General features: G+C 73.1%; 10 protein-coding genes. 5 read left to right on the forward strand and 5 right to left on the reverse strand.

Going from position 1 to position 10,207, the window contains the following annotated elements; all coding sequences use genetic code 11:
• Positions 1-29 precede the first annotated feature (29 nt).
• Positions 30-314 (forward strand): hypothetical protein, encoded by a 285-nt coding sequence (locus tag VGP36_10620; protein ID HEV7655163.1) that lies wholly within the window; start codon positions 30-32, stop codon positions 312-314.
• Between the two features lie 70 nt (positions 315-384).
• On the opposite strand, the gene VGP36_10625 is transcribed toward VGP36_10620, so the two are convergent.
• The 3 genes from VGP36_10625 to VGP36_10635 form a co-directional block, all read right to left on the reverse strand.
• Entirely contained in the window at positions 385-2,160 is a 1,776-nt protein-coding gene (locus VGP36_10625; GenBank protein HEV7655164.1) for a cytochrome c biogenesis protein CcdA, read from the reverse strand.
• A 226-nt stretch (positions 2,161-2,386) separates the two neighbouring features.
• A complete protein-coding gene (locus tag VGP36_10630; GenBank protein HEV7655165.1) occupies positions 2,387-3,217 on the reverse strand; it encodes a hypothetical protein in 831 nt (276 codons plus the stop codon).
• Entirely contained in the window at positions 3,214-3,777 is a 564-nt protein-coding gene (locus VGP36_10635; GenBank protein HEV7655166.1) for a hypothetical protein, read from the reverse strand. The genes VGP36_10630 and VGP36_10635 overlap by 4 nt, the downstream gene beginning before the upstream one ends.
• A 246-nt stretch (positions 3,778-4,023) precedes the next feature.
• Between VGP36_10635 and VGP36_10640 the strand changes: the two genes are divergently transcribed.
• From VGP36_10640 to VGP36_10650, 3 genes are all read left to right on the forward strand, one after another.
• Positions 4,024-5,055 (forward strand): LLM class flavin-dependent oxidoreductase, encoded by a 1,032-nt coding sequence (locus VGP36_10640; GenBank protein HEV7655167.1) that lies wholly within the window; start codon positions 4,024-4,026, stop codon positions 5,053-5,055.
• 93 nt (positions 5,056-5,148) lie between these two features.
• Positions 5,149-6,729, forward strand: coding sequence for an MFS transporter (locus VGP36_10645; GenBank protein HEV7655168.1), 1,581 nt, complete (start codon positions 5,149-5,151; stop codon positions 6,727-6,729).
• Between the two features lie 295 nt (positions 6,730-7,024).
• Positions 7,025-7,216, forward strand: a complete 192-nt coding sequence (locus tag VGP36_10650) for a hypothetical protein (protein HEV7655169.1) — start codon at positions 7,025-7,027, stop codon at positions 7,214-7,216.
• A 3-nt stretch (positions 7,217-7,219) separates the two neighbouring features.
• Here the strand turns inward: VGP36_10650 and VGP36_10655 are convergent, their stop codons facing one another.
• The gene (locus tag VGP36_10655) at positions 7,220-8,275 is read right to left on the reverse strand and encodes a crosslink repair DNA glycosylase YcaQ family protein (protein HEV7655170.1); all 1,056 of its coding nucleotides are present in this window, start codon (positions 8,273-8,275) and stop codon (positions 7,220-7,222) included.
• A gap of 57 nt (positions 8,276-8,332) precedes the next feature.
• Here VGP36_10655 and VGP36_10660 point away from each other — a divergent pair, with 57 nt between their 5' ends.
• On the forward strand, positions 8,333-8,875 hold the full coding sequence (locus tag VGP36_10660) for a YbhB/YbcL family Raf kinase inhibitor-like protein (protein ID HEV7655171.1): 543 nt from the start codon (positions 8,333-8,335) through the stop codon (positions 8,873-8,875).
• A gap of 3 nt (positions 8,876-8,878) precedes the next feature.
• Here VGP36_10660 and VGP36_10665 read toward each other — a convergent pair whose 3' ends face one another.
• Entirely contained in the window at positions 8,879-9,652 is a 774-nt protein-coding gene (locus VGP36_10665) for a CAP domain-containing protein (protein HEV7655172.1), read from the reverse strand.
• Between the last annotated feature and the right edge of the window lie 555 nt (positions 9,653-10,207).

Consider the following 10,207-nt stretch of genomic DNA (forward strand, 5'->3'; position numbering starts at 1 on the left):
CCGGGCCTGTCCCGTGGTGGGCGGCGAGGATGTCGATCGCGTGGAGCTCGTTCGGCACGGCCGGCTCCTCGTCCCGGCTCGGCCCGGTCGCGGCGAAGCCGACGGTCGCGCCGTCCGGCGCCAGCCCGACCAGCCGCAGCGCCGGCGGCGCCGTCCCGGCCAGGATGTCCTCCCAGAGCCGGACGCTGTCCTGCGCACTGCGCGAGTCGAGGTGGCCGGCGTCGACCAGCCCGCCGTACGCCTCCTGCCAGACCGCGAGGTGCACCCGGCCGAGCTCGGCCGCGTCGGCGGCCCGGGGCGGCCGGACCCGGTAGCCGGCCGCGGTGGCCGCCGCCGCCCGCTCGGCGTTGGCCCTGCCCGTGCCGCCGACGGTAGGCCCGCGGGTCAGCCGAACGTGAACGAATAAGCGCTGATCCCGGGGGAGAGGGCGATCTTGATGACGCCGGTCTCCTGGGTGTCGCGATGCAGGACCGGGTAGATGTTCGGCGCTCCGGAGACCTGGTACGTGGTCGTCTTCCCGTCCACGGTGACGGTCAGCGTGCCGGTCCCGCTCACGTCCAGGTAGATGTCCTCGGCGAGGAAGTTCAGCGCGATCCCGGCGTCGTTCCTGGCGGTGATCGACTCGTCGTCGACGGCCCAGGTGCCGGTGAGCGCGAAGTAGCCGAGCTGGACGTTCTGCGGGTAGCTGAAGGACTTGGTCCCGTTGCCGAGCTGGTCGCCCTGGTAGTACTGGGCCCGGGCCGAGCCCAGGTACGTCTCCGGCGACATGTTCGAGGTCGGCGTGTTGTCCGGGACCTGGGTCGCCTTCGGCAGCGTCCTTCCCGGCGAGGCGCTGCTGAGCAGCTGCCGGATCAGCCCCTCGGTCTCCGGATACTGTCCCTCGCCCGCGGAGGCGAACCGGACCGTCCCGGTGGAGTCGATGAGGTAGTCGGCCGGCCAGGACTCGTTCGAGTAGTTGTTCCAGGTCCCGTAGTCGTTGTCGAGCGCGACCGGGTACTGGATGCCGAGCCGCTTCGCCCCGGCCGCGACGTTCCCCGGCACGTGCTCGAACGCGTACTCCGGGGTGTGCACGCCGATCACCACGAACCCGTCCGACTTGTACGCCGAGTACCAGGCATTCACGTGCGCGATCGCCCGCTGGCAGTTGATGCAGGAGTACGCCCAGAAGTCGACCAGCACGACCTTCCCCTTGAGCGCGGCGAGGTCCAGCCCGCTGCCGTTCGGGGTGTTCAGCCAGGTCGAGATGCCGGCCAGGGGCGGCGCGGTGCCGCAGCTGTGCAGGGCCGGCGCCGCGTCCGGGTCGCCCTCGCAGGCGCCGAGGTCGGCCCCGCTGCCGGAGGAGCCGAGCGCCTTGGACGTGTCGCCGGTGTGCAGGTCCTTGTTCAGCGCGGCGGTGTAGTCCGGCACCGCGCGCTGGATCGCGTCGGTCACGTTGAACGTCAGCGCGACCGCGAGGCCGATGACCACGACGCCCGCGACCATCCGGATCCGGGTCTGGTGCCGCCGGAACGTCCGCAGCCGCTCGGCCAGCTGCCGCCCGGCCAGCGCGAAACCCAGCAGCGGCAGCGCCGTCCCGACCGCGAACGCGATCGTGAGCACGACCGTGCCGCCGCCGATCCGGCCGGTCGCGCCGGCCACCGTGATCGCGGCCAGCACCGGGCCCGCGCAGGGCACGTAGACCGCACCGAGGGCGAGGCCGAGCACGAACGAGCCGCGGTCGGTGCCGTTGGCCCGGCGCGGGATCCGCGCGAACGGCCGCTCCAGCACCTGCTCGACCCGCGGCACGATCATCCCGATGCCGAGCAGCACCAGCAGCACCAGCCCGGCCCAGCGGATGATGTCCTGCGGCAGCGGCAGCGCCCGCAGGATCAGCGTGCCCAGCAGCGTGAACAACGCGAAGCTCAGCGCCAGCCCGGCCACCACCAGGTACGGCCGGCGCTGGTCCGCCTCGGTCGGCGGCGGTCCCTCCGGTGGCGGCAACGCACCGCCGGCGAGCACCCTCTGCCGGGCCCTGCGGGCCGCCTTCTGCTCGGCCGCGGTCTCCTGCCGGGCGCCCTGGGCGCCGCCGGACAGGAAGATCACCGGCAGCACCGGCAGCACGCAGGGCGAGATCCCGGTGATCAACCCGCCCACGAGACCGATCAGCGCGAGCGTGATCACAGTGCGTCCTCGGATCCACGGGCCGTGCGGGGGCGGCTGGCGTCACTCACGTACCGAGACTACGGAGCAGACCTGCTGGACGGCTCAATCGCTGCGGCCGTCGTCAGCTCCCCGTAAGATTCGGCCGATTGGCAAAAGTCCAATTGCCCAGCGGAAAACCCTGTTGCCTCCACCCGGGGAAAGGCAGCGGCAACAGGGCGTAATTGCTCCCGTGCAGTTATTCCGGTCAGGTCGCGAGCAGCCGCTCGAAGAACGACCGGTACCGCTGGAATGCCGTCCGCAGGTCGTCGGTCGGCACGTCGTCGCCGCGGTCCCACTGGCCCTCGAGCCGGCCACGCTCGTCGGCGAACGTCTTGGCCAGGTGCTGCATGAGCTCGGCGACCAGGCTGTCGGCCTGCTCGACCGCGTTGCGGGGCTCGTCCACGAACCCGGTCTGGACGTCCGTCCAGCGGGCCCGGTAGCCCTCGGTCTGGTCGGCCGGCAGCAGCGGGCCGGCCTCGGTCTTCCCGCCGGCGCCGGTCGTCCCCGCGCTGGTCGTGCTCGCGGCCGTACCGGTGCTCGCGGCCGTACCGGTGCTCGCGGCCGTGCCGGTGGCGGCCACCGGGCCGGTGTCCGCCGGGACGCCGGTCGGAGCCGGGGTCGCGGCCGCGTCGGGGACGACGCCGGCCGGGCTGTCGTCGGCGCGCACGCCGTCCGGGTCGACGCTGGTGGCGCCGGTCCGGTCGTCGAACGCGGCCGGGTCCCGGTCCACCGCGTCGCGGTCCCCGAAGCCGTCGCGGTCGCCGTCGCCGTCGCCGTCGTGGTCGCGGTCGCCGAGGCCGCCGCGGTCCGTGTCGACCGTGTCCCGGTCGCCGAAGTCGCCCGCGGCACCGTCCCGGGCTCCGGCGTCGGTGCCGAGCCGGTCCTGGGAGTCGACGACCCGGTCGCCGAACCCGCCGTCCGTCGAGTCGTCCGCCCGGTCCCCGTACGAGCTGTCGCGGTCGTCGTCCGGGGCCGTGTCGGCCGGGTGCTGCCCGGCCAGGTCGGCCGTGCTCAGGTCCTCACGTCGGTCGTTCACTGGTGGGCCTCCTTCTTGCGATCGTCTCCGTCGACGTCCAACAGCTGCGAGAACAGCGAGCGGTAGTGCACGAACGCCTGCCGGAGGTCGTCGGTGCTGGCCAGCCCCTGCTCGTTCGCGCGATGAAGCGCGTGCGCGGCGCGGTAGTTCTCGGCGACGTCCGGGTGGTCGACCGAGACGTCGGCCGCCTGCCGGTCGAAGTCGTCCTCGACCGGGTAGCCGCGGTCCTTCATGACCCGCGTCACCAGCACGTCGGCCTCCCGGGTCGCCCCGGTCGGGTCGTCGACGAACTTGGCCTGGGTCGTCCGCCACTCCTGCTGGTACTGCGCCTGCGCGGCCGGGTCGAGCTCGACGATGTCGAGCTCCTGCCGGCGGTGCCGGCGGTCGGCCAGGTCGGACTCGGCGGACTTGCGGTCGCCGGACCGGGCCAGCGTGCGCTCGTACTCGGGCCCGAACTGGTCGCGCAGGCCCTGCGTCCGCTTTCGTTGCGCCAGCACGACGGCCAGCGCCACGATCACCACCACGATGACGATAATCGCGATCAGTACGCCAGTGTTCATGATCGCTCCTAGCGAATGGAGAGAAGCGCCTTGGGGGGAGTCGCTTTCTCCGCCGAATTACCCGGGGCGGGGGACCGCAAAACTCGATAAACCCGGCACCCGGCGCCACCGGTCGGCTGCCCAAAATTCTTCCGATTTCGCGTAATGGATCGGCGGGCCGCGCGTCAGCGCGCCCGCTGGACGCCACCCGGGACCTCGTACGAGGCTCGGGCCGACCTGCAGGTTTCCTACGCGGAGGAGCGGCTGATGCCGGCACCCGGGACAGCGCTGGCGAAGCTCGGCTTCCTGACCATCGGCCTGTTCGACGCCGCCGACCCGGCTGCCGGGCACGAGACCACGCTGCGGGTCATCGAGCTGGGCGAGCGGCTCGGCTTCGACAGCGCCTGGGTCCGGCACCGGCACCTGCAGTACGGCATCTCCTCCCCGGTCGCCGTGCTGGCCGCCGCGACCCAGCGCACCCGCCGGATCGAGCTCGGCACCGCGGTGATCCCGCTGGGCTGGGAGAACCCGCTGCGGCTGGCCGAGGACCTCGCCACCGTCGACCTCCTCTCCGGCGGCCGGCTCAACCCGGGCGTGAGCGTGGGGCCGCCGATGCACTGGGACGACGTGAAGGCGTCGCTCTACCCGGACACCGCCGGCGTCGAGGACTTCAGCTACGAGCGGGTGTTGCGGCTGCTGCGGTTCGTCGCCGGCGAGACGGCGAGCGGGTTCTCCGGCACCCGGGGAATCGAGGAGTTCTCCGACCGGGTCCAGCCGCACTCGCCCGGCCTGCGCGGCCGGCTCTGGTACGGCGGTGCCAGCCTCCGCTCGGCCACCTGGGCCGGCGAGCACGGCATGAACTTCCTCACCAGCAGCGTCGTCCGGGCGGAGGAATCCGAGGACTTCGCGGGGATCCAGCGTTCGCACGTGCGGGCGTTCCGGGCCGCCCATCCCGACGGGGACAAGGCCCGGGTCTCGCAGGGCCTGGTCGTCATCCCGACCGACAGCGCGACCGCCGAGCAGAAGGCCAAGTACGCGGCGTACGTGGCGGGCCGGACGCCCCGGACCGCGACCCCGCAGGGCCCGGGCCGGATGATGTTCGCCCGCGACCTGGTCGGCAGCTCGGCCGAGATCGCCGAGGCCCTGTACGGCCACGCCGGTTTCCGCGAGGTCACCGAGGTCGCGTTCGCGCTTCCGTTCAGCTTCGCCGAGGAGGACTACGTGCAGATCCTCACCGACATCGCCACCCACCTCGGCCCCGCGCTGGGCTGGATTCCTCAGCCCTCGACAAAGGAATGACCATAGTTAGGTAATACCATCGGTGCGATGATCGACGGCTGCCGCCACCGGAGCTAGCGTGCAGGCGCGGGGGGCGTACCGGGTAGGAGCCGTATGCATTCCTCGACCGCGCACGCGCCGCGAACCCTCACCGTCGGAACGCTGATCGCCTCCTGTTACGCGGTGATGGTCGGCCAGATCGGCATCGCGATCCCGGCGACGCTCAACGGCCTGTTCCAGGAGCACTTCCATCCCGTCGGCTCCCAGCTGACCTGGATCTCGGACGCGTTCCTGCTGCCGGTCGTCGTGCTGGAGCTGACCTTCGGCGTGCTCGGCGACCTCTACGGCCGCAAGCGCCTGCTGGTCGGCGGGGGCTGCCTGCTGCTGGTCGGCGAGGCCGTCGCAGCCTCGGCCCCGAACGTGCAGACGCTCTGGGTCGGGCAGGCCCTGGCCGGTCTCGGCGCGGGCGCGCTGTTCCCGACCTCGCTGGCGATGGTCGCGGCCGGTACGCACACCCCGCGCGACCGGTCCCGGGCCATCGCGGTCTGGGCCGGGTTCCTGTCCGCCGGCGGCTTCATCGCGCCGGTCCTCGGCGGCATCACCGGCAACTACGGCTCCTGGCGCTGGTCGTTCGTCGTGGTCGCGATCCTGGCCGCGGTCTCGGTCGGGCTCAGCCTGCTGCTGGCCCGCGACTCCAGCGCGCCGGCCGGCCGGTCGCTGGACTGGGGCGGCCAGATCACCCTCGCCGTCGGCCTCATCGTCCTGCTGTACGCGGTGATCCAGGGCCCGACCGACGGCTGGGGCGACCCGCGGATCGTGCTCGGCTTCGTCGTCGCCGCGCTCTTCCTGGGTTTGTTCGTCGGCGCCGAGCTGCGGTCCCGCTCGCCGCTGCTGCGGCTGGACCTGTTCCGTACGCCGGCCTTCGCGGTGGCCTCGATCGTCGCGGTCATCGGCATGTTCGCGTTCCTCGGCACCGCCTACGCGGTGAGCATCCGGCTCGGGCCGATCCAGCACCAGAGCCCGCTGCGGACCTCGGTGCCGTTCCTGCTGCTGCAGGGGCCGGCGTTCGTGCTGATCCCGCTGATCTCCCGGCTGCTGGAGCGGGTGAACCCGCGCTGGCTGCTGGGGTCCGGCTTCGCGATCATGGCGATCGGGCAGTTCCTGGCCCTGCGGCTGGACGTGGACGACCTGACGCTGACCTCGCTCGTGGTGCCGATCGGGCTGGTCGGGATCGGCTTCGCGCTCGCGGTCAGCTCGATCACGGCCGCCTCGATCAACACCGTGCCGCTGCACTACGCGGGCATGGCCAGCGCGACGACGAACCTGCTGCGCGACTTCGGCTTCACCCTCGGCCCCGCGGTGGTGGGGGCGATCGCGCTGAGCCGGGCGGCCGGCAGCTTCGGCGCGAAGCTCCCCGGCGCGAACCTGCCCGCGGACCAGGCCGCCGCGGCCCAGGCCGTCGCGAAGGCCGGCGGCCCGCTCGCGGTCAACGGCCTGCTGCCGGGCGAACCCGGGTCGGCCGCGCACGAGGTCGCGATGTCCGCGCTCGGCCAGGGGTACGAGGTCGGCTTCGCCGCCTGCGGCTGCGCCGCGCTGGTGGCCGCGATCCTCACCGTGCTGGCGTTGCGCGGCCGGCACCGGCCCGCGATCGAGCAGGAGTCCTTGGTCGACGACGGTGCCAGGCCTGTGGCCTGACGAATAGTCTGCGCGGGTGCAGGTCGTCACGCTGGCGGAGAAGTCGGGGCCGGCTGCGCGCTGGCGGTCTGGCGGGACCAGCTGCACGTGGCCTGGACCGGGCGGGACTACCGGCTCAACCTCGGCGCGTCGGCGGACGGGCGGACGCTGGCGCACCGGCGGCGGCTGGACGACAAGGCGTTCCGGCAGACGCGGGACTCCTCGGACTCGCTACGGACGGTGCCGCTGGCGCCCGCGCTGGCCGCGGTCGGGGACCGGCTGACGGTCGCGCTATGCGGCCACCGGGGGCGAGGTCGTGGTGGCCTGGGCCGGGTCGGACCGGGTGGTGAACCTGGTCCGGCTCACCGGCGCCGGACCGACCGCGCCGGTCCGGCGGCCCGAGGCCAAGACCGTCGTCCGGCCCGAGCTGGTCGTCTTCCGGGACGAGCTGGTGCTGGGCTGGACCGGCTCCGACGACCGCCTCAACCTCGCCCACCCGCTCGCCTGATCGTCAGGCGTACGTGACCGGCAGGCCGAGCCAGCCGGCGAGCCGGTCGATCTCGGCCCGGACGGCCGCCGTCGTGGCCGCGCTGAACGGGACGTCCTCGTGGATCGCGTCCACCCGCAGCACCCCGGCCTTGCGGTCGGCGGTGGCGTCCAGCTTGCCCACCAGCCGGTCCCGGTACAGCACCGGCAGCGCGAAGTAGCCCCAGCGCCGTAGGGGCTTGGGCACGTACATCTCGAGGTGGTAGTCGAAGCCGAAGAGCTCCAGCGCCCGCTTGCGGTCGTGCACCAGCCGGTCGAACGGCGACAGCAGCGCGGTCCGGCCCCGCAACGGCGAGCCGACCGCGGCCGGGTCGACCCGCCAGAGCCCGGCGGTGCCCTCGACCTCGGCCGGCTCGCCGGCCTCGCCCACCATCGTGGACCGGGCGACGCCCAGCGCCTGCAGCCGCCGTTCGTCCCGCTCCCGCAGGGCTTCCGCCAGCGGCAGCACGGGCTGGTCCAGCGGATAGACCCGCTCGGCCAGGTCCCAGAACCGCTGCCGGCCCTGCCGTCCGGAGATCGCGATCTCGCCCCGGGCGGCGAGGATCTCCAGCATCTTGGTGACGTTGCGGTTGTTGGTCCAGCCGGTCGACGGCCAGGGCACGGCGCAGCGGTCCGGCACCTCCCGGGACAGCAGCGGCCCGTCCGCGCGCAGCTGGTCCAGCACCCGCTGATGGAATGACGCGTTGGCCTGCAGCCAGTCCCGGTGCCGCTGGTCGCCGGCCCAGGCGGCCATGTCGGCCCGGTAGAGCCGGAGGTCGGCCATCGGGCGGATCATCGCCCGGTGCTCGAACAGCTGCCGGTCGTCCAGCGCCTGCTGCAGCTGCGCCGGCCGGTACGTCCGGCCGAGCCGGCCCCAGGCGACCAGGTCCGCGTTCGGCGCGATCGCGGCCGTCGGATCCAGCTGCAGCAGGGTCAGCCGGGTCACCACGGTCAGCAGGTCGGCCGGCCGGTCCGCGTCCAGCAGCTGGGCCCGGACGGCGATCCGGCGGGCCTCGGTCCGGTCCAGCCGGTGTTGCGACATGGCCGCAAACTAGCGGCGACCGGTGACAGATCCCGGCGGCGACGGCAGAGTTGCCCCGTGCGGACCGGATGGTGGGTGCTGGCCGGTGCGCTGCTCGTGGCCGGCTGCGGCAGCGGCGGCGGCACCGGCAGCGACACCCCGGCCCCGGTCGACGCCGCCCCGAAGACCATCACCGTGACCAGCTCCGTGTTCGCCGACAACCAGCCGATCCCGCGCGACTACACCTGCAAGGGCGGCGGCGCGGCCCCGGCGCTGTCCTGGACCGGCGTCCCGGCGGACGCCGCGTCGATCGCCCTGGTCGTCTTCGACCCGGACGCCGGCTCGGACGGGTTCACCCACTGGGTGCTCTACGACCTGCCGCCCAAGGACGGCTCGCTGGCCGGGGACCAGCCGCCGGCCGGGGCGACCGAGGGCGACAACAGCGCCGGCCGGCCGGGCTGGACGCCGCCCTGCCCGCCCAGCGGCACCCACCACTACCTCTTCACCGTGTACGCGCTGCCGGCCCACCCGAGTGGACAGTCCACAGCGGACGTCGTGGCCCGGATCAATGCCACCGCGATCGCCCGCGGCGTGCTGACCGGCCTGGTGTCGTCGAGCTGAGGGCTAGAGCGGGGTGCCGAAGTCCTGCGTCCAGTACACGCCGTACTGGGAGCCGGACACGGTGGCGTAGCCGACGCCGATCTGGTGCAGCGCGCAGTTGAGGATGTTGGCCTTGTGCCCGGGGCTGTTCATCCACGAGGTCATGACGTCCTGCGGGGTGCGCTGCCCGGCCGCGATGTTCTCCGCGGCGGTGGAGAACCGGTAGCCGGCCGCGGTCATCCGGTCGAACGGCGACTTCCCGTCCTGCGAGTTGTGGTCGAAGTAGTTGTGGTCGCCCATGTCCTGGCTGTGCGCCTGGGCGACCGCGGTCAGCGTGCCGTTCACGGTGAGCGCGCCACAGCCGACCTTGGCCCGCTCGGCGTTGGTCAGCGCGACGACCTGGGCCGTGACACCGCCCGAGCCCGGCGCCGTGGTCGGGGCCGACGGCGGGCTGCCCGGAGCCGAGGGCATCGAGGGCGCGGACGAGGACGGCATCGAGCGGGTCGGCCGGGGAGGGAGGGGCTTGCGCGGCGGCCGCGGCGCCGGCTGGAACCGGATCGCCGGCGGGACGACCGCCTGCCGCTTGTCCCGCGACGCGGTGGAAGGCCGGGGCGCCGCGGACCCCGTCGGGTCGGCGGTGGCGGCCGGGGCCACCGGCCGGGCCACGCTGGTCAGCGCCTGGTCCCCGCCCGAGCTGCCGCCGGCGGACGAACCGACCCAGGCCACTCCCGTCGCCACGACGGCGGCGGCGAGCACCGTGGGGAGGACGACCCAGCGACTACTGGGGGAGACGCGCATCAACGGTCCTTCCGGTGGGCAAGCTCCCGCGGACAGTACGGACAACCGCGTAAGGATCAAGCCCCACGTAACCGTTACAGCCGGTCGCAGACCGTGCCTGTGCCCTCTGACCTGGGCCGACGGGCCTTCCGTACGCGCTCTGTGGCCGGGCGTTTCCGGAGAACCCCCCGATCGGGTGAACGGAGCCCTTCGGCTCGCCCAAAAGCCCTGGTCCGTACGCCACGCCAGGCCTAGCGCGGTTGCTGCGTCAACCAGGTCTTCGGCGGTACGATCACCCATGTCGCGCGTCACATGACGCCATCCCGCCCCGGATGGCCGTCCGGCGGCATCCAGGTGTACGGGGGATCAGCCCTTTCGGGAGGCAGCACGATGTCCCAATCCCCGTCGGTGGCCCCGGACCCTGTGATTCAGGGCCAACGCCGCCGCGCCGTCATCGCCAGCACCATCGGCACCACGATCGAGTGGTACGACTTCTTCCTCTACGGCACGATCGCGGCGCTCGTCTTCCCGCACCTGTTCTTCCCGAACGGCTCGAATTACTCGGGCATCCTGGCC

Source organism: Mycobacteriales bacterium, assembly GCA_035995165.1.
Lineage (GTDB): Bacteria > Actinomycetota > Actinomycetes > Mycobacteriales > CADCTP01 > CADCTP01.

What these genes read in the sequence shown, in the direction of transcription:
- VGP36_10645 (HEV7655168.1), top strand. Translation starts at nt 5,149, where the DNA reads ATGCATTCCTCGACCGCGCACGCGCCGCGAACCCTCACCGTCGGAACG.
- VGP36_10665 (HEV7655172.1), bottom strand. Translation starts at nt 9,652, where the DNA reads ATGCGCGTCTCCCCCAGTAGTCGCTGGGTCGTCCTCCCCACGGTGCTC.
- VGP36_10620 (HEV7655163.1), top strand. Translation starts at nt 30, where the DNA reads ATGTCGATCGCGTGGAGCTCGTTCGGCACGGCCGGCTCCTCGTCCCGG.
- VGP36_10640 (HEV7655167.1), top strand. Translation starts at nt 4,024, where the DNA reads ATGCCGGCACCCGGGACAGCGCTGGCGAAGCTCGGCTTCCTGACCATC.
- VGP36_10655 (HEV7655170.1), bottom strand. Translation starts at nt 8,275, where the DNA reads ATGTCGCAACACCGGCTGGACCGGACCGAGGCCCGCCGGATCGCCGTC.
- VGP36_10635 (HEV7655166.1), bottom strand. Translation starts at nt 3,777, where the DNA reads ATGAACACTGGCGTACTGATCGCGATTATCGTCATCGTGGTGGTGATC.